The sequence below is a fragment of the Chitinophaga lutea genome, assembly GCF_003813775.1.
GTDB classification, from domain to species: domain Bacteria; phylum Bacteroidota; class Bacteroidia; order Chitinophagales; family Chitinophagaceae; genus Chitinophaga; species Chitinophaga lutea.
In genome coordinates this window covers 503,321-530,210 of sequence record NZ_RPDH01000003.1, presented here as the reverse complement: position 1 = coordinate 530,210, position 26,890 = coordinate 503,321, and the positions used below count along the sequence as shown (strand labels likewise).

Genomic DNA, 26,890 nt, shown 5'->3' with positions numbered 1-26,890 from the left:
CATGAGTACGTTTGCCTTCAGCAATGCATCTTCCGGCAATGCATCATTGTACCTGATTCCAGCAGACAACGGCTGGGGCGCTTTTGTACTGGCCCAAAACACCAGCGCCAACCCTTCGCTCACACTGGCCGAAACGGCCGCCCTGAAAGGGTTCTATCTCTTTGCAGCTGCCGGCCCCACCATCACGGCGGATGCGCTGGTGCAAAACGTGTGGGCCTACATGGCCGGCATCACACAACCCTTCCCGCCCACCAATGCCATACTCTGGCTGTTGCAGCCCGACAACGCGCTCGGCGACAGCAATGTGGCCGGGCTATTTCTCCTGCAACAGGGCGGCGGGTTTTCGGTGTTGCGGCAATTCAATTTCCATTTCGGGGGTAATTATGCTTCCCTGTTCATCAATAACCAGAACGTCAATATCAGGATCGACGATACCAACAACCGCTTCCAGCTCAGCGGCCCCGACCAGGCGCAGGCGATTGCGCTGCGGGCAGACCAGATCAACTCCAATACAAAAGTGCAGCCGCCACCGTTAGACATTCCCTTCACCGGCCCCGGCATGGGCTGCATGCGTTTTGTGATCGGGCTGAACAGCGCCACCGATTTCACGGCCTTCGATACCGCCATCAAATACTTCTACCCGGACAAAAAGAAGTTGCAGCTGGCCATGCAGAATTACCCGCTGTTCCCCAACGGCAACCTCAACGACCTCGTTCTTTGCCAGGCCAGTATTTACCCGCCTGATCTGCTGAACACTACGGTCACTTACCTGGCGCTCACCGGGCAAACGCTGAACACCGGCACACAACAGCAACGCCCCACCATCCTGCCCGCCTTTTTTACGACCGACTACGGCTACCCGCTGATGCTGCAACCTTTCGTGTTGATGGAAACCATCAACGGCAGCGCCAACTTCCCCACCGCCGGCAGCGCGCTGCTCGTATTCACACAAAGGACCACCACGGTGCCGGGGGCTGTGTGGTACATGTCGCCCGCCGGGCAGTACACCCTTGCCATTGATGCGGCGTATGCCGATTACCGCGACAGCGCCGGGCAAATGCGTCTGCTCTGTGGCCTTGCAGGTACAGAGTCCATCAGCTTCACACCGCAGGTCAGCGGCAGTACCGGCGATTTCATCTGTTTCTACCCCGGCCATGCGGCCTACGCGCTGCAATTCCCGGTGACGCCTGCCGGCAATACCGCCGGCGGTGCGCAGGTGCGGCCGCTGCTGGATGAAACCTACCTCACGGCGTGGGCGGGCATCGTGCAGGGCAACACCACCAATGCGGCCGTGGTTTACCACGCCCAACCGCAGGGCGCAGCGCTGTTCGCTGCGGGGCAGGATGTATTTGCATCGGATAAACAATTGCTGGGGTACCTGACGCCGGATGCGGGTATTCTTTCCAACTCCTCGCCTGCCGTATGTTTTCCGCTGGCGGCTTACAGCAACGAAGCGGCGGCTACCGAAGCAGGCGCGTTTGAGGCGCAAATTCTCAGTCCTGCCCGGAAATCCGCCATCGGTGTAGCCGCGCAGGCGCAATTGAGAAAAATAGAGCGAAAAAACGATCAAAACATCATTCCGTCCACCAGTCCGCAGGGTTTCTATATCGAGATCGATCAAAACACCGGCGCCTGGACCCTGCTGCAACTCGCCAGCAACCAGTTCCTGGAAAACGACGGGCAGCTGTCTCCCGTGTACCGTATGGCCTTTAAGAACCTGCCCGTAGTGCTGCAAACGGCTTTCCAGTCGAACCAGCTGTTCCTCGTCATTTCCTATAACCCCATCAAGGATGGCGTACCGGTGCTGGGAGAATTCGAGAACGAGATGTACATCGAAGGCTGGCCGTTCATTCTCCGTGTGCCGGACAAAAACACTTTCGGGCAGTACAACAACGTGATCATCTTCAAATTCCGCAGCGGCACGCTGCTCGACAACGTGCAAAATCCGCAGCTGTGGACCATGCCGGAGGAGTTCAACAACACGGCAGACAACGGCATCCCCAACCTCGGCATGTGGCTGCAGCAATACATACAGGACGGCATCGACCAGTATGTTATCAACCACGATGAAGACTACTATAAATTCTACTCCATCGCCACCGACCCGATGTGGCAGGGTGTGATATCGCTGGGTGTGGACATCGACCTGCAGGAGTTCCCGCCGGATTTACAGGGCCTGCTGGCCGGTATCGACCTCGCCCGTTTCAAGGCGCATCACTTCGGCATAGACATGAACGTGGTACAGAACGACGGCGGCGTATTGTCCATGCTCCCCACCAGCTCGCTGTTCGGGCTCATCGATTATAAAGACGCGGTGTTCGCCGCACTGGGCAGCAATGTTACCGTCTACGAGCAACAGGTGGCCATCAACCAGTCGGTGGAATATTCCTTTGTGGTGCTACTCCTCAAAATCGCTTTTACCAATTCCAAGATCCGCAACTTCAACAGTTACATTGCGCTGACGGTGAACCGGCTGTTCGGTGAGGTGGTGAACAGCGACAATCGCCAGAACCTGCTGGTATTGCAGGGCGCGTATGAAAACCACGACGGCATTCCGTCCTACACCTTCAACGCCGGCGGTGACCATCTGCTTTACCTGAACAGCACCGTTGTGCAGGATGTGGAAATACTAAAATCCAGTTTCAGCACTTCCAGTCCGCAGCAGGGCGCGCAGAACGTGGAGGCGGTATTCTCTTTCTGGGGATACCTCAACTTCTTCGAACTACAGGGATTTGATTTATTGTCGTTCGGCAACGAGCCCGGCGAAACGCCCAACAACCGGGGTATTTCATTTTCCAACATGTACCTGCACCTGAGTTTCCCGCTGGACACGCCTACCACGCAAACCTACACATTCGATGTGGGGCAGATCGCGTTCGACATCGGGCAGAGCTCGGCGCGCAACGACAGCCTGTACCGGCACTTCCCGCTGCAGCTGACGGGCATGGCCACGGGGAATAAAGACAATACGCCCGACAAGCAGGGCTATCTGAATGTGCTGTTGCCCACGCTGCAACAACAGCAGGGCATCAGCGACGACTGGTACGGATTATTGTTTTCGCTGAACATGGGCACACCCGGCGCGCTCGCCAGTGCGGCAGGGTTCAACACCACTTTCATGGCCGGCTGGAAAGCAGGTGCCACCGGCGCTTCCGCCGCCATGAAACTCCCCGGCGTCAACCCGCAGGCCCCATCTTTCAGTTTGCAGGGCGTACTGAAGCTAGACATCGGCACCATTACCCTCAGCCTCGCCACGGGCAGTAGTCCCGGTAACATGCAATACCTCATGCGGATCAACAAAATCGTATTGAAGCTGCTGAGCCTGTCGTTTCCATCCAATGCCAACATCGGCTTTTTCCTGTTCGGCAATCCCGACGACCAGGCGCCACCCGAGAGCTTGGGATGGTATGCGGCTTATGCTGCCAAATAAAGCGGTCTTAAAACAAACATTATGTGCGGCGGTAAAAAAACACTGGAAACGTTATCGCAGGGGAGCGCAAGCGCTTCCACGGTGAACTTCGATGCCTCCATGCTGAGGCTGAACACGTTCCTGCAAAAACTGAACACCGCGAACGAGGAGATTCGCATATGGGTGCCAGCCACCAGTAATTTCGGGAACCAGACCAGCACCATTATGATCATGTACCGCCTGATCAGCATGGGCGCGTTGAACCTGCGCATCATCTGGGTAGACCAGGACCCTGACGGGCCGGGCGTTGCATGGAGAAAACTGCAGATATTGATCCTGGGGCTGCCCGATACGCCGCCCACCGTTTTCCAGATCGGCAATGCGAATGTGTACTTTTCCGAACAGGCGGGCTTCAATCCTACCACGGTGGTAAGGCTGGGCATTACCGGCGGCTGGGACGGCAATTCGGCCGCCATCTGCACCAAGCTGCAAACCTCGAATTTCTGCTGCCTGCAGCCGTATCTATGGAGCGGCGCACAGCTTGCCCAGGGCACCAACGTGATGTACGTCGGCGGGCCGGATATGCCCGTCACCCTGAACTTCCCCAACGGAGTGGATATTACCAGGAAGGCGTATTATGTTCCTCCTCCGGCGCTGACCACCAACGACTGGCTGCTTTTCAAACAATTGTATCCCAGGCAGGAAGGCTGCATCAGGGCCATCGATGATCTGCTGGACAGGGGTATCGCCGAAATGATGCCCATTTATTTTTCCCCCGGCAGGCCATTGGCCCGCTTCCCGGATATATTCTTCAACGTGATCTGCGGCATCATTTTCCGGAACAAGGCATTGGGGTTGACGAAACCTACCATCATTCCCATGCTGGCCGGTACCGACCCCGGCGATTACAACCGGTTGCGCCTGCTGCTGCAGGGCTCGTTGTTCAATCCGTCCGGTACGCGGCTGGACGGCAGAACATTGCCGAAGCGCTATGAATACCTGTCCACCAACGGCTATCTGACCGCATTCAAGAGAGTGCTGCTGCTTGATACGGACGACAACTGCATCGGGCGGAACATTACGCTCTTTGCCACCAGCGGCAGTTATGATGTGATCGTGGCCGCGATCAGGCGGGAGCCGAAAGTGGTGTTCGACTATGTGTTCAGCCGCACCACCCTGCTGAATGTGCTCGAAGGCATGTCTACCGCCAGCCTTGTGCTGAACCTGGGCACACCGTTTTTTCATCTTCAGTCGAACCAGACCGTCAACATTTACCGGTTGCCGCCTCCGCAGCAGAACGTCACACCGTTTTCCAACTTCTGCAATAATCATTCTGACGTACTGGGCTACACCCAGCGGATGTGGGAAGGTATCCTCAACGATCCGCAACTGGGACCGGACTTCCTGCCTTCCGGCGTACTGGGGCGTTTCATCAACACCGCGGTGACGCCGTTTACATTTACGTCTTTCAATTTCCTGTTAATGAAATCCTTCTTCAGCAACCAGCAAAACGACAAACTACTGGCCGGGCTGTTCTGCATACTCGAGTATGCGGATAGCTGAACAATCCTAAATCCCGACGATGCCTTTTATTCAATTCATAAAACAACTACTCACGAACGTGAACGACGTTTTTGCCGGAGGATTCCAGCAAAAGCTCACCCTTATCCGCAACTTCCTTTCCGACCAGCAGGAAAACGCGATTATCCGCCTGTTTGTGCCGGCGGTGAGCGGCGTGGGGCACCAGGCCACATCGGTAAACATGCTGTACCGCCTGATATCGCTCGGCTTTCAGCAAACCGTACAGGTGATTTACGACGATTCCGACGATAACACGGGCAACAAGCTCAAACGGCTCATCCCGGGCTTTAACCCGGCCACCAATGCGCCCGTCGTCATCAACAACGCCACGTTGACCTTTTACACGCTCGAATTCTTTGAAACCAATCCCAACAACTTCCCCGAACTCGGTTTCGGATTCACCGGCGGTTATGATAACGACAGCGTCAACCTGGCGGACAAGGTGAACGTAACGTTCTTCCTGAAACTGCAACCGTTTGAATGGAGCAAACAAAATGCCGTGCAACGGAAAAGTTCCTTACGGAATACCTGGCCGGTACTGGAGCAGCAGCAGGCTTTGGGGAATATCACCTACCGGAAGCGCGGCTACTTCCTCCCCGCACCGCAACTGACGCATCAGGACCTCATTGACCTGAACAGTACATTCCCCGGTAAACAGCAGCCTTACCAGGATGTACTGGCCGTTACCACCGGCCATAACGCCAACGTGAATTTATTGCCGGTATATGGTATCGGCGACAATGCAGATTTTCCCGGTTTTGTGGAAGCTGATCCCAGCATCCGGCCGGAGAGCGTACTGCTCAACCTTATCTGCGCCGTGGCGGACAGGCAGCAAACCTCCAACGTTCAGCGGTTGCGGCGGTCCGCCATCATCCTGGTAGCCGCCACCATCAGTCCCGGCCCATATCAGAACCTTGCATCTTTTCTCAGCGGCAACGCAGACAATATGGCCGCCCTGAACGGCTACATCAACGGTAACCAGATCCCGCAACGCGTGTCGGTACTGGCCTATACTGCGCCAACGCTCCAGCAGGCGATCAATGCGCTTCCGAACGCGAACAATCATATCCTGGTGATCAATATGGGCGGGCTGACCATCGCTACGTTCAACTATCTCTACAGTTGCAGTACGCTGCCGTGTGTATTTGAAGGTAAGGGAACCGCCAACCTGGTAATGAACCTCAACATGCCGTACCTCAACGTGATCAAATCAACTACTACCTATCCCACCCTGCCGCTGCATGCACAGCAGTCACCAATGTCCGTGCTGGCAACGCGCAGGGCCAAATGTATGAACACGGCAGCCGGATTGTTAAACACTGCGCTCGCCGGCCAGGCGGTCGTCAACAGTGTAACCGAAGTGAGCCAGCAGATAGAAGATTCTTACGACAACACCACCCAGATGTACCAATACTTTGCGGGCCTGAGCGCCTTTTTTCATAACGAGGAGGAAGACAAACTGATACTCGGTTTGCTTTTTTTCCTCGGGTATGTGAACACGCAGAACTAATTCCATCATTCGCTTAATAACCGATATGTTATGACGCCGCAGCAATTGCAACAACTGTACGAAGGATTCCAGCAACAGGTGAACAGCCAGGATCAGCTGCCGTTTATTTCGGCCGCCGCCACCCTGCAGCTGCCTGGTATCGCCAGCGCCTATACGCAGATTGTGCCGGACAAACAACTGATCATCGACAAGGCGGCGCTCAGCATGCCGGATGCCGATACCATCCTGATCAAAGGCACCACGGATTCGTTCACGTTCGCTGCCGCTCCTTCCGAAATCCGGCTGCACCTCAACCAGAGCATCCTGTACGCACAACTGGACCTGGCGCCTGTAGGCCAGCAGTTGGGCCTGCCGGGCGTGGACTGGTTTGCCGTGAAGGATCCTGCCTTCATGGTGACGGCGCCGGAATCGCCTTTGCCGGTGACGGGTTGGGTCAGCGGAAAGATTGAAGCAGGTACTACGCTGGAAGTAAGGATGGCCTTTCCCATCGTCGATAACAAATGGCTGTTCCAGGGTAACTTTCTCGATCCCTATCCCAGCATCTCCAATTTCTTCCAGCTGGTGGGCGGCGTGAACCTGACCACGTTGTTACCGCAGCCTTTCAGCACCCTCACCGACCTGGGGTTGAAAGAGATCGATATCCTCTACGATGCAACGGCGTCCTCCATCAGTTATTTCGGGCTTACCATCAGCACCTCTCCCACTTATCAATGGCAGCTGCTGCCGAAGCTGGCCGTGACCGGCATCAGCATCGCATGTTTTGTGACCGCCCCCGGCGACCCCGCAAACCGCACCGTGTCGTTTACCATCACCGGTAATTTCACCATCGGACCGGCGGGTTCCAATACGCTGACCGTTTCCGCTACCGTTCCGAACTTTGTAGCAAGCGTAACGCTGACCGAGGGCGAGATACAGCTCGGCGACCTGGTGACGATGTTCCTCCCCGATGTTACGCTCGACCTGCAATCGGCCATCACCAGCTTCAGCATGCAGGTGGCGCCTTCGTCACAGAGTTACAGCATCAGTTGCGGCGTGAAGGCCGACTGGACCTTCCTCACCGTCAACAATGATTTTTCGCTGACGCTGACGGCGCTGGCGTTGATGATCAGCAGCCAGCAGGGCAGCACTACGGGTCAGTTCAGCGGCACCTTCCACATCGGCCCCAAACTGCCCGACCAGGGCGTAGACCTCACCGTATTTGCCGGCTACGACGGCAGCGGCTGGAGTTACGGCGCCAAAACCGGCGCGGACCAGCAGATATCGCTCATCGACATTGCATTCACCTTCCTGAAACCCTTCGGCATGGAAAACCTGCCGTCGTGGGTGAACGGCGTGGGCCTGAGCGTCAGCAACCTCTACCTCACCGCCAATGTGCCCAACAGCAGCACCGGCAAGCCCGCCACCTACAATACGGGCGGCTCAGTGCTGTGGACGCTGAACTATAACAGTTTTAACCTGAACCTCAAAGCCAGCGTAGACATTGTTTACAGCAACGGCAAAACATCCGGCACCATCGCCGGAGAAGCGCTGTTCCTCGGGATGCTGTTCAAAGTGGGCTACAAGTTCGGCACGCCGGACACGGAAGTGTACCTGGAATGGGAAGGCATCGTTTGCAAGTACGTGCACGACAGTGTGAAGAACCAGGACATCATTACCATTACGTTCGGCAGCATGTCGCTCGGCGATATCATCACCCACCTGATCGCCTCCTTCGACCCCGGCTTCACTTTGTCTGCGCCGTGGAAGGTATTGAACAGCATCAGCCTCAACGGGCTGTCGCTGCAGTACGTCCGCAACCTGAACGATACGTCGAAAGACAGCATGCAGGTGATTTACCAGAGCAACATCGACCTCGGGTTCCTGAAAGTGAGCGCCGTGACGCTTACCAAAGACGAGACCGGTGTGTACCTCGGATTCGAAGGCAGTTTCCTCGGCATGAAAATCGACAGCGGCAATCCGGACACGGCGCCGCTGGCAGGCAAGGGCAGCGAGGTGCGCAACATGCCGGGCGTACCGGGCATGGGCGACCAGTTCTTCAACCTGCACTTCCTCGGCATGGGGCAGCACGTCGCTTTCACCCAGCCGCAGAACATCAACAATATCCAGACGGCCATCACCGTGATGCGGTCCGCTTTTTCCGATACCAACAGCCAGCCTAACACCGTGCCCATCAAACCCAACGGCGCGGGTGCGCTCAGTTTCGACCAGAACAGTCACTGGCTGATGGGGGCCGATTTCACCGTCGCCAAGTTTTACCGCCTCGCCGCCGTGTTCAACGACCCGGAACTGTACGGCATGATGATCTCCGTCGATAAAACGGCGGAGTATTTCGGCAACCTGTATTTCGAGATTTTGTACAAAAAAGTCAACGACAGCATCGGTGTTTATCAGATAGACCTGCAGCTGCCCGATGAATTCAGGCATCTTGAATTCGGCGAGGTGTCCATCACCCTGCCGCTGATCGGGATCAAGATCTACACCAACGGCAACTTTTACCTCGACTTCGGTTTCCCCGCCAGCATCACCGACTTCTCCCGTTCCTTTACCGTGCAGGTATTTCCTTTTATCGGGGCGGGCGGATTCTATTTCGGTTACCTGAGCGGCGCTACCGCCACCAATATACCCACTACCCAATGCGGCATCTTCAACCCCGTGATATCTTTCGGGCTGGGGCTGCAACTGGGCGTGGGCAAAACGGTCGACGAGGGCATTCTGAAAGCCGGGCTGTACCTCACCGCCGTGGGCATCTTCCAGGGTGTGCTGGCATTTTTCAGGCCCACGAAGGGCTTGAAAAGGGCCAATGGCGAACCGCTGACGGACGACATCTACTACAAGCTGCAGGGCACATTCGGGCTGGTTGGGCATATTTACGGGGAAGTGAACTTCGCGATCATTTCCGCGCGCGTGGATATCCTCGCGTATGTGTACGTGAGCATCACCATCGAAAGCTACATGGAAATACCCATTACTTTCGAAGCCGGCGTATCCGTTTCGCTGAAGGTGACCATCAATCTGGGCCTGTTCAAGATCAGGATATCGCTCAGTTTCAAGGCAATGGTCAAAGCCGCGTTTGTCATCGGCGAAAACCATACACAGGACGCGATGTGGAACCAGTGCGTACTCCCGCCCGCCGCCAAACGCCGCCGTTTGCTGGATACGCCGGTAACGCTCTGCTGGCAACCGGTAACGCCGGATACCGGCACCACTTACCTGCTGGACCTCTATTTCATCCCGCAGCTCACGCTCTCCGGGGATGGCACGCCCGGCCCGCAGTACAGCGCCATGTTTTACATCGATACGGCGGACGCGGGAATTGCCAATACTGTCAATGGCGTGAAAGCGCTGGCCACGGGTACATTGTACTGGTGCATCAGCGCATTGCTCACCAATGGCAAAACGGATATCAAACTGAGCTGGCTGAATGAACAGGAAGTGACGGCCGACCAGCTGGCGCTGCTGCTCTGTTATTTCTCCAACCGGCCCGATAACGTGGCGCCTTTCAACTACCAGAACAGCAAACAGTATGACATCCTGAGTTTCCTGAAAACATTCTTCTCCATAAAGATTACCGCCGCCGACCCGGCCACCCAGCAGGATCTGCAGGCGGCCGTGTTCCCGGCATTGCCCGCGCTGCAATTGCAGACCGATTACAAAGGCACCAAAGGCCCGCTGGTGAATTTCGCCACGCAGAGCATGACGGGCGACTCCCATTACGTGACCGATATCACCGCCCTGCTCCGCATGCTGAGCATCGACGCGGAGAACGCGCTGACGGCCGCTTACTACGGTAACGACTGCACGCAGGTAAGCGACCCCAACTATGAAGTGCAGCCCAACCTGAGCATGCCCACGTTTATGTTCACGGATTTTATTGCGCTGGTAGCGAAATCGGTATTGCAGGATGCGCTCGATTACATGCAGGACAACGATAAGACGACGATGAAAGCGGTGGATCTCGTCAACGCCGTGATCACCGAAGCGAATACCAGTGAAATAGGCGGCATGGCTTCGCGCTTCCTGCTGCACGGCCTGCGCCTCCCCGCACCGCCGGATGCGTCTGCCGGGGCGATCACGCCGCTCTACCTGCTTACGGGGCAACAATTCCCCCTGCCGGCCAATCTCGCGAAAGACGAAGCCTACTCCGTGCTGCTGACCAAACAGGCGGCCGACACCTGGATCACCTTCAACGGCGTTACCGGCGATACGCTCACGGTGACCATCAATAACGATGAGATCCAGCGCATCAACGACATGCGCAACATCGTACTGCAACCTTCGCTGCAGGCAGGTTCCCCGTCGGCCATCGTTAACTACACCGATGCGCCGCAGTCTTTTACGCTGAACAGTCCCGCCCAATGGCATTACCCCGGGGAATATTTCCCCGGCCTGCAAAACCCGCCCGTATTGTGGCTGGTGCCGGCCAACCTGACGGCCGTATTCGCCGCGCATGCCGGCCAGGCGCTGCCCTTCTCCATACAGACCATCACCCCGGAAGGCAGCACCAACAAAAAAGGGACGGTTTCGCAATACCGCTGGGGCACCGCCATCACCATTACCGCGCAGAAAATAACGGCGGGCTTGGCGCCAGGTACACCGCTGGCAGGCAACATGTTCAACCTCACCGGCGCCGACGATGCCGGCGTGATATTGCTGCAGGACCTGCTGACTTACATCCAGGACCAGCAGCATGGCAGTGATGCGTTTATCGACCAGGTGCAGCTGCTCTTCCAGCCCAACCCTGTCGATACAAGCACGGGCGGTTTCGTGTCTGCAGCCAACGGCGCGGTGCAGTTCGCCATCGTACAGGCAAACCTGAGCACGGAAACACATCCATCCATGATGGCGGCCAAAGCCGTGGCGGCAACGGGTTACAATACGCTGAATACGCCGGGCAACTTCGTCCAGCTGCTGTGGGAAAACAGCATCGTGCGCTCAGGCGGGTATTATGTTTATTATCGTGCGGACGACGGCAGCGGCCTGCCGGACTACCTGTTCAATGAAGACGGCACCGCCATGCTCACATTGGTGATCACGTACAAAACCCTGCCGGTAGAATCGTTCGTAAACAGTGTGATTACCGGCGACGGGATCGACACCTCCAAAACCAGCGTATACGCGCAAAGCGCCAACATCATCACCCGTATTGCGAGCATTCCGGCGGGCACCGTCGGTTACTCTGTGCTGCGCAACAATCCCGGGGAATACAACCCCGCCAAGTTACCGCCGACGATCGCGGAAGACCAGGTGTACCTGCAAAACCAGTTCAATCTGCTGGGCGCCTTGCTGCCGGGTATCAGCGCTTACCAGAACCTGCTGCCCACCGGCCCGGCCGATTCGCTCGACGATCAGCAGATCGCCGACCTGCGCGCCGGCAAAACGCTCGACCTGCCGGAAGACACCTGGAACTATTCCGCGGTGATCCCTTACTACAAATACGTGCAGGCGTCCGGCACCGATAAGGACTATCCCAACCCCTACGCCGGGACCGGCACCACGGTGCAGATGCAGCTCAACTGGCAGGATATGTTCGGCAACATGCCCATGAGCAACGTATCGCCCTTGACGTTAGGCATGGCATTGCTGTACACCGACCAGATCGCGGCCGTATCGCAATGGCCGTCGATGAGCGTGTATTATCAGTTCGGCAACCCGGACGGCACGCCGGAAATACAGCTCAGTTTCTGTTTCGACACCTCCCGCTACAAAGGCGACAGCGCCAAAGACCGGGCATCCATCGACCTCCAGACCTACATGCGGTTGTATTACCAGCTGGGCGCCGATATGGCGATGTATTTCAACTGCTCCATCGATGGCACGGAAGCCGCTCCCGGAGGCAGCAAAAGAACGATCGATGTCGGCAGGCTGAGCAGCGAACTGGTACAGCCAATCATCGCGTACCTGAAAGGCATTCTGGCCGGTAGCAGTGTTTCCGGCGTGCCGGTACCGTATACGCTCACTTCAGCGGTGCAGCCTTCCACGATTGCCGCCTATTCGGACACCTTCCCGCTCACCCTGTCGGTAACCATGGAACGCACGGCCCATGTTGATCCCGCCTTTGCGCAAACGCCGGGCGTGGCCAGTGCCGGTACTACGGTGCCACCGCAGTCGCAGGGCGTGCCGTGCGGACAAACCGCGGATACCGACTCCGGCTACCTCTCCCTTACGCCCTTTGCCCAGTTGTTTGAAGCCGCGTTTAAAGACCAGCCCACAAAAGGCATTCTGCTGAAAGTAGCTGCCGGTACACAACAGGCCGGCCCGGACAACCTGCCTGCGTTGTGGGTGGTGCGGATGGATAGTACCGGGGCCAGCGGCATCCGGTATACGTTCGATAACAGTGCCGTGTTTTATTACGCGCCCATCCCGCTGGCCAATACGCTGCTCACTTTCAATGCCGGCATATCGCCTTACAGCAGCGGGAAAGCATATCCTTCCGGGGCGGCGGTGACGCAGCATTTCAGCAGCATCGACCTCGACAGCTGGGGACTGCAGTTCCTCGAAGCGGCAGACGCCTTCCTGAGCCCCGCCTATGCGGTGCCGGCCTTTTTGCTGGACAATGGGGTTACGCTGCAGAAGGTGCTGGATCAGAAACAGCAACTGGCGGAAGCGATAGAAGGAACGATCGATTATATCATCACGCCCGGCAGCACGGCGAAAGCCAACATCGGCAATGCGCAGGACAAATGGAAACAACTCACGCTGATTGCGCTGGCGAACGCCTATCGTTATACGGCGGCGGTACAAACACCGGTGACGATCAACTCCGGCTGGGAAGGCAGCAACAATCAGCCGCCCGAAGCGCCGTACGTACCGCAACTCTATGGTTCCATGAAAGGCACCGATCCGTCGCTGCCCATCACGGATCCCGCCAGCACCGAGTATACGCTTTCCACCGCCAAGGTGCCGCTCGGCAATGGCCCTTCGTGGTTGACGTACATGTTCGAAGCGCGGGATATGGCCGCCAGCCGCAGTTTCTCATTCAAACAGATGCGTTACAACGTCAGCCATATCGAGCGCGACATTCATACCGTACCGGGCATCACCGGCTACCTCGCGTCATCGTGGCTCACCTTCATCATACCGCTCGACCCGCTGATGGGAGACATCGGCCCGGTAGACATTCCCGTGCCGCTGCGGGCCTATCCCACCCCGCCGTCGATCCTTTCACAGGCATCCGAATACCCGGTGAACGACGGAGCGGTGCCGCCTATCACCATTCCGCAGGTGAGAACATGGAACTACCGGTACACGTACCAGAACCTCTCCGCCGCGCAGGATACCATTCATACGCAGGTGCAGTTCAACGTACCGCTCTCGAATGTGGCCGCGAGAAGAAAAGCCCTCGATGATACGCCCACGCTCGACCAGGCGCTGGCGCAGTTCATGGCGGTGTACGACGCCATTCACGCCGACTTCCTGACCTACCTGCTGCCATTGACCGCGCAGGACGTCCAAGACAATAACAGCACCGCACAGGCCGCCAACAATGCCGTGCAGGCGTTTTTGACCATCGTGTCCGGTGTGGCTACGGCATGGAGCAACTGGAACCAGGTGAACCCGCGCAAGGCGGTCAAAAGGTCCAATGCCGCCCGCCAGTTGCCGCTGGCAGACGTGACCCTGTCGTATATCATCACCGAAAGCGCCCAGACCGATACGGAACGTTTGCTCGTGACCGTGATCGCCGATGCCGGCAATCCCCTGGCGATGATGCCTGCAGTAGATATCGATGGGTACACCGCCGAAGCGGTTAGCGGTGCGGACAATACGTACGTGTATAAAAACAAGGATGGCGATTACCTCCTGTTTGCGGACCGCAATACGGAGCCCGACCGGACGGTGCGCATGACCCCGCTGGACATCCTGCAATTGCAGAACAGCTGGGCCGGCGCCAGCGTGATACGCAACCAGTATTTGTTGCAGGATCGTGATGGGCAGTGGCTGCCGACCAACCCGAGGTTCATCTATCAAACACCGTGGATACGGTTCTACGACCGGCTGATCCCGCTGCTGAGCAGCAACCAGGCGGTAGATGTGTCTACCATCAACAGCAACATATTCCCCGCACCACAGGTGCGCACGATGCTGGACAACATAACCCAGCTGTTCGCCGCGCTCATGCAGGATGTGAGCGCCGATCTGCTGATCAAGTTCCATGCGGAATACCAGTACACGATGGCGAATGCCGCCTTCAACGTGCAATTGCCGGTGTTGTTGCTGCCCAGCGCTACCGTTACGGCCAAAGATCATGGCGCGGCCATGGCGGCTATTATCGCCGGCGCACTCGATCTGTGGCTGAAAGGGCATGATCCGGAAAGCAACGCCGGGCAATTCACTTTCGCGTTGACGGTATTTTCGGACGACAATAGCCGGCCCGTGCTGCAGGTGCCGTTGTACCTGCTGCTGAGCAATTTGTCTGACTGATGGAGTGATAACAGCTAACTGCCGAAGCGTTCGGTGATGTGTTTATCGAGCCATTCGTGATGATCGGGATGGGCGATGTTCATCAGCGCCCGTGCTCGTTGCCGGAGGTTTTTGCCGAACAGGTCGGCTACCCCGAACTCCGTGACCACATACCGCACATGCGCCCGCGTGGTCACCACGCCCGCGCCCTCCTTGAGGAACGGCACTATTTTCGACGCGCCGCTTTTGGTGATGGCGTTGAGTGCGATGATGGGCTTGCCGCCTTCCGATAAAGCTGCGCCCCGCATGAAATCCATCTGGCCGCCTACGCCGGAATACTGGTAAGTGCCGATGGAATCTGCACAGATCTGGCCGGTGATATCGATTTCGATGGCGGAGTTGATGGCCACCGCCCTGGGATTGGTACGGATCACCTTGGTATCGTTCACATAGTCGATATCGAGAAAGGCCACCATGGGATTATCGTCTACAAAATCATAGAGTTTACGGGTGCCGATGGCAAAGCCGGTCACGATTTTGCCGCGGTGTTTGTTTTTGTATTTGTTGGTCACGATGCCTTTTTCCACGAGGGGAATCACGCCATCGGAAAACATTTCCGTGTGGATGCCGAGGTCTTTGTGATTATGCAGGCACGAAAGCACCGCGTCAGGGATAGCGCCGATGCCCATTTGCAGGGTGGAGCGGTCTTCGATCAATTCCGCACAATAACGCCCGATCGTCAGCGCCGTTTCGCTGATCTGCCGCTGGTAGCTCACTTCCGGCAATTCCTGGCGGCTTTCCACGAAAGCATTGATCCGGCTCACATGAATGATGCCGTCGCCATGTGTGCGCGGCATGCGCGGGTTCACCTGCGCGATGACGTGGCGGGCGTATTTTACCGCGGAGCGGGCAATGTCTACCGAAGTACCGAACGTACAGTAGCCATGTTTATCGGGCGGCGACACATGCACCAGCGCCACATCCACCGGCAGCACGCCCTTTTCGAACAGCTGGGGAATATCGCTGAGGAAAATGGGCACGTAGTCGCCATGCGGACTGTTCACCAAATCCCGTACATTTTTCGATACGAACAGGGAATTCATAAAAAAGCTGCGGCCGAAATCCGGATTATTAAAAGCCGCATCGCCCAGGGTGGTGATGCTCACCAGTTCTACATTCCTTAATTCCGGGCCGCGTTTGAACAGGGCATCCAGCAGGGCGAGCGGGGTTGCCGCGCTGCCGTGAATAAAAACGCGCTGGCCGCTTTGGACCACCTTTACTGCTTCTTCCGCCGATTGATAATGCATGGGTGCTGACGATTTTATTTTATAATATACGATTTATAAAATTACCCTGCCCGGCGGGCACGAAAGATGACGGCCGTCATCGCCGGGCCTAATCCACAACAAGACGTGCGGCGGATAAGTTCAGGAAAACAGTGCGGCCCGCCGGTATTGCACCAGCGGGCCGCGGCCTTTTATCCCGAAAAATATGTTAAGCGATGGCGAAGTCCGATGAATACCCTTTATCGTGCTGCACGCGGTTGTATTTTTTCCAGAAAAAATACGGGACGCACATGATGCCCAGGATGATCAGCGGAAAGGTGGTTTCGAAGGCGCCGAATCCGGCAAATGCCCACGATACAGAGGCCGCCAGGAAATTAAAGGTAAATCCCGCGTAGGCCCATTCCTTGATCAGGCGGAATCTGTTCTGCAGGATGGCCACGGCTCCCAGTAATTTGGCGCCGCCCACGATGCTCAGGAAATACACCGGGTAACCCAGCATGCCCATTGCGTCTATCCCTGCCTGCTGGCGGGTAACGCCGGCGATGCCGTCCGCGATCATCAATAATGCGAAAATGCCGGTGGCGATCCAATACGTTATTCTAATTGTTTTCGGTTTCATGGTAATCTTTTTTAGTGTTTGTGTTGATGGTACAAACTTAGGATCAATCCATGAACGCGATGGTCGGTGTTCGCGACATTCCAGGGGGGTGATTCTGACATTTTCCGTTTCCCCGGTAACCGCCATTAATTAATAACACCTAACCGCACAAATTGCCGCCGGCACCTTGTCAGACGGGTGCTCCACTTCGATCACCAGCCTGCGGGTATGCAGCGGGGCGGCCAATTGAATACGGTTGTAAGCCTGGTAGTTGTCCGTTTTTTCCGCCAGGATGTTGCCCGCCTCGTCTTTCACCCGGTACTTCCTGACGCAGAAAGGCATCGCTGTTTCGGGGTGCGTCATCAATACCGATTCCATGGGATGATCATAGTCCGTGTCGAAGAACAGCTCGATGTCGCTGATGGCTTTCGGCTCGTTCCACGACAAGGTGAGGGCGGGCTTCGGGTCGTCCCAGCCGGCCACCCAGGCATTCGGTTGCGAAACGGGCCTTTCCAGGCCGTTGCGCACGTTCTCGGGGCTGAACATCTTCAGACCTTCCGCTACTTTAAAGTCCACATTATGGCCTTCCGGGCGGCGCCGCGGGCACCAGAACTCGAACGCATCCATGCCGATATCTTCCGGCGGAGTTTGTTTTCCGTAGTTGGATACTGCTTTGTTGACCGTGTTAAAAACAGACAAGATGCCCGTGACGCGTTTGTCGGTGAAGTGGAGCAGCACAGCCGGGTTCTTGAAGAAGGTAACGAATGCATATCCGGCTGCTTTCATCTCCGCGTTGAATTGCAGGCGGAGGCAGTTTCTGCCGGGGTGCAGCTGTATCGTTTGCCGGGCGAGGGTTTCGTCCGGGGTATGATTGCCGTTTTTGCCGCTGACGCGCAATTCCACTTCCAGTGTGGTGTTGCCCGTTGCTTCCGCGTGGAAAGCCATTTCCGGCACTTTGCCAGCGGCCAGCGGGATCATCTGCGCCACGGAAATCTCCAGCGGCTTGAGCAGGGGCTGCCCGGGGAACTCGTTCAGCACCAGCTCGCTGCTGGCCGTAATAGTGGCGGTTGCAGCATGATCGAGCGGGGACTGGTAGCGCAGGCCCGGGATGTACTGGCCGGTACGGAGGAGGCGCAGCTGCAGTTCTTTCGTATAGCCTTTGCGGATAATGTCGGCGGGGAGCAGCCCGTTTTCCTTACAGAGCACCGCCGCCATGGCCGCCGCCTGCGTTACATGGGCAGCAGTGGCCATCACGCGGGTGGAGCCGTACGCCACGTGCGACGCGCTGATGGTGCGGCCGCCCAGGAGCAGGTTGTTGATGTTGCGGCTGTACAGGGAGCGGTACGGTATCTGGTAGATGCCCTTGCTGTGCCACTGGTTGCAGCCCGGTTTTTCACTGAACACACCGTCGGCCGGGTGCAGATCGATCGACCAGCCGCCGAAGGCCACGGCATCTTCATGTTCGCGCTGTTCCACAATGTCCTGCTGGCGCATCATGTAATCCCCCTCGAAGCGGCGGCTTTCGCGTTTGCCGGGTATCATGCCCACCCATTCCAGCGTGAGGTTTTCCGCTTCGGGAAACTCACCGGAGTTTTTGATGTGGTTCCATACGCCGTAGACTACTTTCCAGAGCTCCCATTTGATGGTTTCCGTGTCGTGCACGGTATCGAGCCGGCCGCCATATTCAATCCACCAGAGCTTGCAGCCGTATTCCTTCGCGTTGAAGCTGCGATAGCGGGGCACTTTCGTAATATCATCCAGCGCAAAGGCGGGCGGGGTGAACGTTACAGGACGGCCGGTGTCCTTGCTGTAGAAATACAGGCTGTGGCCCAGCAGTTCGCCATATTCTTCAGAGGGGGCAAACAGCTCCCCGAGTTCTTCTTTTTTCTCGGCGCCCATCCGGAATGCAGCGCCGGCCAGGAAACCCACCACCCCGTCGCCGGAAGCGTCGATGAACAACGGCGCACTGAGGAGATATTCCGTCTGGTTCTGGCTACAGAACGCTTTTAACGCACTGATTTCGGCGTCGTTCTTTTTCTGCACCTCATATACCGTGGTATTGAGCAGCAGGGTGATATTGGGCTCCTGCGCCACTTTATCGAGCAGGATCATATCGAAGATCACCGGGTTGCCTTCGGGGTTTCGGTAGGTGTTTTCCACGAGTATTTCGTCTACCAGCCCGCCTTCCCGGGCCCAACGGTTATTATTGCCCATGTGCGAGGTGGCGCCGAGGATCCACAGTCTCACTTCACTGCTGGCGTTTCCGCCGAGCACAGATCTGTCCTGCACCAACACTACTTTCAGTCCCTGGCGCGCGGCGGTAATGGCGGCGCATACGCCGGAGAGGCCGCCACCGGTGATCACGAGGTCAACAACAATGTTTTTTTCCGGGAATGAACGGCGCCCGGTCGCTTCCAGCTTTATCATATGAGTCTTTTAATTGCCTATGGTTATTTTTTCACTTGTTACAACGGAGCCATCCGGCCTGGTGAGTGTCAGCCGGCATTGCAGCGGGTACGCCCGCTGCAGGGGCACGGTGAACTCGAACGGGTAGGCGGTATCGTGCAGCGCCTGCTCTTTGCCGGCCGCATCGGTATAATGCAGGCGCACACTGCGCCACTGATTATCATCGTCTTCCAGGTACACGAACAGCCGCCGCCCATATGCGCCCAGCTTAAACAGCAGGGCTTTGGCCCGGCCCGTCGGGATTTCCGCGTAGTCGTTCCCGTTATCCTTCGCCGTTGCCAGTATCTTATCCTGGAACTGTACAACGGGCGTTACGTTTTCCACCGCAAACACCGCGATGCCGTTCGGCGGTACGGTGAAGCGGAAAGTATTCCCCTTCCCTGCCGCCTTCACGCCGTTGAGCGGTGTGATGCGCGTTCCGTCACCAGTTTTTACCAACGCGGGGTTCAGTGTGATACCGCTCTCCGCTGCCGCCGCGCTCTGGTTCGTAAATGCCAGCAACAACCGGTTGCCTTTGCGTGCGGCAATGTAATTCAGTTCCTTGCTGGTGGCAGACAACAGCTTTGCCGGCATCCACAGCTGTGCGCCCTCGACGTTATAAAACTTACCGGGCGCGCTGCCGTACAACTTGTTCTGCAGGTACGCGTACCCTTCGATGTATTCCGCCGGGAAGCTGATCTGTCCGCGACTTTTCACGAACGCATCCGTCACGAGGTAATCGATCAGCATCGACGCCATCGGCAGGATGTGGTTATAGTGGAATGAATTGACGCTTTGTGCTTTATGGTCGTGCAGCGGAAAGTTTTCCTGCTCATAGGCGGTGGTCCTTTCCGTGTTGATATGATAACCGGGAAAGCTCCTGTACCGCCCTACCACCGCCGCTTTCGCAACGTTCATCAGGAAGGTGTCCTTCGCATAATACCCGATGCGGAGCATCCAGGGTGCATAGTTGGTCATAAAGATGCCGCGGTGGCCGGTGGACGTACCGGAAGACTCCGGGGTCAGGCCGATTTCCGACAAACGCCACGCCGGCGCCTGTTCTTCAGGATAATACATCTGCGCATGGCCTTTCGAACGCAGGTACCAGTACATCGGCGCTTTGCCGCCTTTGTTCACGGTGATACTGCTGTCCGGTATCTTCGGGCCCATCCACGTAAACATGGTGTAATTCCTCGCACCCTGAACGGCCGCGTTAAGATAGGCCGTATCGCCCGTCAGCTCGTACAGCTGGCTTAGTTCAATCCAGCGGTTCGTGTAGGCCGGCCAGAAAAAGAAACTGCCTGCGAACGGATCGTTGAATGCCGTTTGCGGCTGCCGCACCCGCTGCCGCAGGTATTCGTCTGCCTTCGTTCTGGCGGCGGCGAGATATGCCTGTTTGCCGGTGGCTTTATAGAGATGCATGGCGTTTATCCAGCTGGCGCCTTTTTCTTTCACGTCGAGGTTACGTACGCGCTCCGTGTTGTATTCCCGCTCCATCATGCGCAGGTAAAAGGAATTGGATTGACCGAATACGGCATAAAGGGCGCCCAGCTCGGAAAGCGGCGCTACCGGACCTTTCAGGCGGCGGGAGGGGCTTTGTATTTTCTGCAGGCTGTCGAGGCTGAAGAGGAATTTCTCCCGGCTGAGCATAAACTCCGTGAGCGGATAGGCCCGTTTTTCGAACATCACCGAATCGTCACGCACCAGGGCCAATTCCAGCGGGTTGAGGCTCGATACGTTTTTTACGGCGCCCGGTACATCGGTAGAATAGGCGAACCCTTTGAGACTGTCTACAAACCAGGCGTAGTGCGTCATCGCATAGGCCGTCATATTATCCAGCACCGTGTTGAGCGAAGCAATATCGTTGCGGCGGTAGTCGCGGAAACCGAATATCTTTTGCGCGATATGCTGGTAAGTATGGGTGATATCCTGCGGTTCGGCAACCAGTTGCATGGAAAAAGAGAACACATCGCCTTTGCTCATGTGCGAACCGGCGCCACCGGGGATGGGCGCATACACCTGCGGCTGCAGCTTACCTTCTTCGTTTCTAACAGCAACACCGAACTGGCTGTTGGGCAGCATGGGCAAAGGTTGGAAGGGCAGATGTTCCGGCGAGGCGAGTACGCCCAGCGTATTGCGGCCGTCGTTCACCATGGTGAGCGGCAGCGGCGCCATGAATGCCGGGGTGAGATACGCCGCATCAGGCACCCGTTTCTCCTGCCAGATGAGCGGCTGCCAGAGGCCGGCAACCTGTTCTTTCGTGAAAGCAGGCGCGCCGGTGTAACCGATGCTGTAATAGCCACTCTTGCCCGGCCTGAAGGTAAAATGCAATACGGGGTATGGTTTCGCTGAAAGCGCCACGTAAGCGCTCAGCGAACCATCGGTATATGGATATGAAAAAAATACAGTGTCTTTATTTTGCCGGAAACCGTTCGCCTGCAGTGATACACTTTCGCCCGCGTTGTAAATACTGGCCGTGCGCCACTCGCTTTTCGCGCGCAGAATCCGGTCGTCGAATCCGTCGCCGGCCACCGAGGCATTGACTTTCTTTTGAATGAAATCCGCTTTGCTGCTGTCTGTCACTTTCCAGGTGAGCACATTGTATTCTACTTTACGGATGCCGGCCGGTTTAAGCGCCATCGCGGGATCGGCGGCATTATACAGGATCCGGAAAGCGGGCGTAAATGTGTAGGTACGACCAGCCGATGTAATCTTAACTCCTTCGCTGCCGGACGACACGCGTACCTGCGCCTGTGCGCCAAGGCTCAGCAACAAAAGACAGGTTATCATACGTGGAGATCCGTTTTTCATAAAGTGCGTTTCCAACTGAAAGTCAAATTTAATACTGCGCGTACAGCATTGTCATACAAACCATGTCCTCAACAAGGTGGGAACATTCCCAATTTATGGGAGCATTCCCAACCATTGTTGTCACCGGTTTCCGTTTAACTGCAGCGTTCCTTTAATGAGTATCCTGCCGAGGTACAATACCGTCTGGTCGTACTTCTCGGGATGCTTCGTAATATCGTCCACCTGTTCCGGACCCAGTATGGTGCGCTTATCTGCTTTCCGGCCCGATAGGCGGATGGTGACGGTGTAATCGCCGGAGGGCAGCGTAAAAAACTGGTGCTGGCCGCGGTAACGGTTGTTGCAATACACGTTGAAACGGTTCACGGGCAGGCTGTCGCCTTCCGCCAGCCGGTACACCTGCGTGCCCGGCACCAGGGGCGGCTGCACCTGCATCGACTTGCCGTTCACTTCGATGGTGACCTGCCCTGCTTCCGGTCCGCCCACATCAAAAATGCCGAAGCCGGTTCCCCTGAAGCGGAACGTGAAAGATTCACCGGGCGTGGATGCTTTTTCGATTTGGGGGAACCAGGGCGCAAACTGTTGGATGATCACCGGTTCCCAGCCTTTGCTGAAAACAGCGATGTCGCGCGGCGCATACATGCCCGCATCCTCCCAATTATCTGCAAAAACCGGCGCGGGCAACTGTTTGTTGCCGCCGGTGGGTTTTTCCTTCTTGATTTTCTCCATCCCTCTCGCAATGGCGGCCGCATACAAATTGCCGCCGGCATCGAGGGGGTGCACACCATCTGTCGAAAAAAGGATATGACCGGCCGTATCGCCGGCTGCTCCTTTCCACAACAGGCGCCCCTGCTGCTCCAGCATGGAGGCTTCCATACCGAGATGAATGGACGGCACGCCGTAATGCGCGGCGATCTTCTCCAGACCCGCCACATTCTCTGGCACCTTCCCTGCTGCGTATATTTTTGTATGTGCACCGGTGATGGTATAAATCAGGCAAACTTCCGCCCCGCTTTTTTTCACCTGCCGCACGATGCCTTCCATGCCTTCCGCATAGGCGCCGTTCACGGCGAATTCCACGAACACCAGGTCGGGGCGGTGTTGCAGCAATTGTTCTTTCACGCGGCAGGCGCCAAGGTCGGTGCCGGTACCGGACACGCCGGCATTCAGTGCTTTGATATCGGTTCCCGGATACATGGCCTGTATATACCGCAGCGTTTGCGGGCGGTAACCGGCGTTGCCCTGGGTAATACTGCCGCCGATGAAGCCGATCAGCAACGGTTTACCGGCCGCCGCTTTTTTGAAGAACGCAGGCAACCCGTTGCGCGGGGCACATTCCTTTTCGTTGTAAAATGCACCGGGGCTCACCAGTGCGGTATTGGCCGCGGGCTGGAAGTACAACGGCGACGCCCCTGCCTGCGAAGCGGCAATCAGATCGTTATTGCCCTGCGCCAACGCAGCGCCGGATGCCAGCAACAGCATGATGCTCCCGATTATCCTTGTGTGGCTCATGGTGATGTGTTTCTGCAATGTCAGAGTATCAGGTTCTTTTCAAATGTTCTGCCGTCTTTCGTTGTCACCACCACTTTCACGTTCGCCTCCTCTCCTGCCTGCAACGGGTGGAACGACCATTCAAACGGGTACGCCGTCAGCGTGTCTTCACTGTGGTTCATGTTGACGGTTACTTTTGCGCCGTCGGACAAGGTGGATTCGAGATAACCGTATATCGAATCCCAGCCGAAAGGCGAACGGATACGGAAAACGTAGCACATACCGATGCCCGGCCCGAAATCGACCGACTGCATCCCTTCTTTCAGCACGCTGATTTTCGCCGGGGCTCTTTTACCGTTCAGCGGAAAGCTCACTGCCGCAAATCCTTTTGCGCCCACGTTTACCGTCACTTTGCGGCCTGTCACAGCCGATTCGGTCTGATAAGCCGTGGGGGCGGCATTGTCCGCCACCGGCGCTTCGTTGCCGAGGGTGATGTTGCACGACAATGCTTCATCCGCTTCACTCGTCAGCAATATCCAGAAACGTTTATCCGATACGGCCGTCACGTAATTGACGGCGGGGTTATCGATGGTGACCAGGCCGCGCTTCAGCCAGAGGCTCACACCGGCGTCGTCCATCACCGTCCCTTTTCCTGCCCCGAAAATCCGGTTGTTGAACCATACGAAACCATCCTGCTTGGCATAAGGAAAGCGCACTTTCCCGCCGCTTCGCTGCATGATTTCCGTTACCAGGTAATCCATCGTAAAAGCGAGATGGGGCGGAATATGATGATAGTAGATGGAGCTGACGTCCGGGCCTTTGTACGGGAAATCCGGCTGCATGGTGATGTCTGTGAAGCCGGTGGCGTAATAACCCGGGTAGTTCGTAAACCGGCCGATCACCGCATTGCGGGCGTAGGTTTCAAATATCTTCCGCGGCGCCTGCGCGTGCAGCCGCAACAGGTGCGGCGCCCAGTTGCTCATGAATACATGCCGTACCAGCTTACCCGGATCAAAAAATGTGAAAGGCTGTTCGAATCCCAAACCCACCGGCGACACCAGCGATTCGGGCACTTTTTTCTCCGGTGCATCACCGGCACGGCGCGGGAACCCGAGCCGGTACCGGACGCCACCTTTCCACCACATGGTGGTATTGCCTTCGTACACGTTACCGGGGTGAATGGTTTGCAGCGTGTCCTTGATGGCCGGGTAACTGCGCACGCCGGCCAGCGTATGGAATGCGGCATCAGCAGCGGCTTTGAGATAGGCCGTATTGCCGGTGGCGTCAAAGAGATCGGTGAAATCCCACCAGTAGGCGTAAAACGATGTATTGTAAAATGGCTGTTTGCTGAGCGGCACCGTCTTGGTCCCATGCACTTCACTACTGATGAACGCATCCGCATGAGCAGCCGCGGCGTCCAGCCAGCTGCGCTGGCCGGTGAGGCGGTATGCGGCCAGTTCCTGCGTCCATGCGGGAATGACCACCGAATACCCTTTCGCATCGCGGATGCTATTGTTGGGCAGGGCTATTTTTTTCAGCCAGGGATTGGTTTCCCCCAGCAGCCGGTACAAACCTTCATAATACGCTGTGGTATACTGGGAACCATAAGGGCTCAGGGTGCCGGCCTTTTTGCTCATGCCTTTCTGTGCCCAGCGGAAACCGCTGCGGCTGAGGGTATATTCAATCGTCGGCAATGCGCGGCGGATGTAAAAATCCTCATCACGGCCCAGGATGGCCGTGGCTACCACCGCTAACGGGGCCGACTGCACGACGGTAGGCGCAGCATGGGGATCGGCTTCGATATCATAAAATCCTTTCAGCGCAGGCGCCCAGCCGGCGGCCGTGTCGTTGCGCAGGAGATCGGTGATATTGAACATCGTTTCCGTCAGCGACAATTGCTGGCGGCGATAGTCTTTCACCGCATAAATGCTGTCTGAAATATACTCCAGCGCATCGTTCCAGCCGGAGGGCATCGCGCCCACGGCGAAAGAACGCTGCAGCGACTGGCCGGCGGCGAGTTTAGCATCCTTCAACCCCGGCACCGGCGATAGCGCAACCGGCTGTACCTCGTTCCGTTCATTTTTGATGCCGAACCCCATCACCGATGTTGCCGACATGGCCCAGTCGAGCGGAAAACCTTCCCGCACGCCCGTGATGAAAGTCGTCAACGGCTGTTCCTTCAGTTCCGCCATGGCCAATGGCTGCGGCATCATGGCCGAAGCTAATATCATCGGCTGCTCCGGTATCCGCTGATACTGGAACATCGGCGGCAGCTGGATCTCAGCCACCCTTTGCGGCGCCATGCCCTGGAAGGCGGTAACGACCAGGCTATAATAGGCCGCTTTCGGCGCGGTATATTGGAGGTTCAGCTGGAGATGGCGATGGCCGGGCAATAATTCCCAGGTGCCTTTGATGGTTTGCCCGTCACGCGACTGGTACGTCACCACCAAACGGTGCTTCCCGGCGGGCTCCGCCGCCGTTGCCTGAAAGGCCGTGAGGGTGCCGGACAAAAAAGGATTGCGCAGGTTCTCAGGCTCCATGATGGTATAGTTTTTTCCCCTGCAGGTAAAATTGCTGAAGCCCAGCGAACCGTTCCAGCCCGGAAAAAAACCACCGAAGGTGATCTGCGGGTTATCGGCGCTGAGCAATAATAAGCGGTGCTCTTCCATGCCTTCACGGAGGTATTGCCAGCTGCCGGATTGTTTCACCGCCGTGCGGGCGGCGAGATGCCCTGCTTTGACAAACTCCAGTTTCAGGAATTCGTTTTCCAGGGTAGCCGCTACCGCCGCACCTTCAGGAATTTTCACCACCGGTGTGGCGGGTTGCGGTGCTGGTGTGGTGGATATGGAGAGATGTGCTGTCTTATACGGCTGCAGGTTGGCGGTAGCCGGATCGATGTTTTCCGCCGTGAGGAAAACGGCATCCACCCTGGCGAAGTTGCCGCGGGAATCGCGCAGCTGAATGACGTTCTCGCCGGTATCAAGCCGGGCGATGCCGGCCTTTTCCCAGTGGTAACCTTCTTTGCCGTGTTTGCCGGATTCGTTTTCCATGGGCACGTCGTTCACCAGTACGCGGAACAAACGGGTACCGGGCCTATCGGCCGGGTAGTCGATGGTGCGCGCCCAAACGGTGTAAGTGCCGGGTGTTGCTATCCTGATCATGGTGAGCGCATCGGCGGCCTTCACGCCTCCCGACAACACCCGCAAAATCTGCTGACCGGACACCTCCACCCCGGGCGGCTTTTCGGCTATCCAGCCGCCGCGGATGCGGAAGTCTTCCGCTTCTATGAAATAACTGCGTTGCGCGGCCGCCGGCATCATGCCCGCAGCGACCAACAACATCCATATCAGGAGCCCTTTCATCTG

At 56.9% G+C, this 26,890-nt stretch carries 10 protein-coding genes; 4 read left to right on the top strand and 6 right to left on the bottom strand.

The genetic code is table 11. The features are described from left to right. Nucleotide 1: 1 nt before the first annotated feature. From EGT74_RS25220 to EGT74_RS25205, 4 genes are read left to right on the top strand one after another with little or no spacing between them, the layout of a single operon-like run. Nucleotides 2–3,430 carry a hypothetical protein gene (locus EGT74_RS25220; protein ID WP_123849388.1) on the top strand — a complete coding sequence of 1,143 codons (3,429 nt, stop codon included), beginning with the start codon at nucleotides 2–4 and terminating at the stop codon, nucleotides 3,428–3,430. Nucleotides 3,431–3,451: 21 nt separating this feature from the next. Then, nucleotides 3,452–4,972: a hypothetical protein gene (locus EGT74_RS25215; RefSeq protein ID WP_123849387.1), complete on the top strand. Its 1,521-nt coding sequence runs from the start codon at nucleotides 3,452–3,454 to the stop codon at nucleotides 4,970–4,972. A 19-nt stretch (nucleotides 4,973–4,991) separates the two neighbouring features. Next, entirely contained in the window at nucleotides 4,992–6,500 is a 1,509-nt protein-coding gene (locus EGT74_RS25210; protein WP_123849386.1) for a hypothetical protein, read from the top strand. A gap of 30 nt (nucleotides 6,501–6,530) precedes the next feature. Then, nucleotides 6,531–14,918, top strand: coding sequence for a hypothetical protein (locus EGT74_RS25205; RefSeq protein WP_123849385.1), 8,388 nt, complete (start codon nucleotides 6,531–6,533; stop codon nucleotides 14,916–14,918). Between the two features lie 14 nt (nucleotides 14,919–14,932). Here EGT74_RS25205 and EGT74_RS25200 read toward each other — a convergent pair whose 3' ends face one another. The 6 genes from EGT74_RS25200 to EGT74_RS25175 form a co-directional block, all read right to left on the bottom strand. Beyond that, nucleotides 14,933–16,204, bottom strand: a complete 1,272-nt coding sequence (locus tag EGT74_RS25200) for an acetyl-CoA hydrolase/transferase family protein (RefSeq protein ID WP_123849384.1) — start codon at nucleotides 16,202–16,204, stop codon at nucleotides 14,933–14,935. Nucleotides 16,205–16,391: 187 nt separating this feature from the next. After that, entirely contained in the window at nucleotides 16,392–16,802 is a 411-nt protein-coding gene (locus EGT74_RS25195) for a DoxX family protein (RefSeq protein WP_123849383.1), read from the bottom strand. A gap of 129 nt (nucleotides 16,803–16,931) precedes the next feature. Then, the gene (locus EGT74_RS25190; protein ID WP_123849382.1) at nucleotides 16,932–19,208 is read right to left on the bottom strand and encodes an FAD-dependent oxidoreductase; all 2,277 of its coding nucleotides are present in this window, start codon (nucleotides 19,206–19,208) and stop codon (nucleotides 16,932–16,934) included. Nucleotides 19,209–19,217: 9 nt separating this feature from the next. Next, nucleotides 19,218–22,016, bottom strand: a complete 2,799-nt coding sequence (locus EGT74_RS25185) for a hypothetical protein (protein ID WP_123849381.1) — start codon at nucleotides 22,014–22,016, stop codon at nucleotides 19,218–19,220. 141 nt (nucleotides 22,017–22,157) lie between these two features. Then, on the bottom strand, nucleotides 22,158–23,546 hold the full coding sequence (locus EGT74_RS25180) for an SGNH/GDSL hydrolase family protein (RefSeq protein ID WP_123849380.1): 1,389 nt from the start codon (nucleotides 23,544–23,546) through the stop codon (nucleotides 22,158–22,160). A gap of 20 nt (nucleotides 23,547–23,566) precedes the next feature. Then, nucleotides 23,567–26,887 (bottom strand): hypothetical protein, encoded by a 3,321-nt coding sequence (locus EGT74_RS25175; RefSeq protein ID WP_123849379.1) that lies wholly within the window; start codon nucleotides 26,885–26,887, stop codon nucleotides 23,567–23,569. Nucleotides 26,888–26,890: the final 3 nt, after the last annotated feature.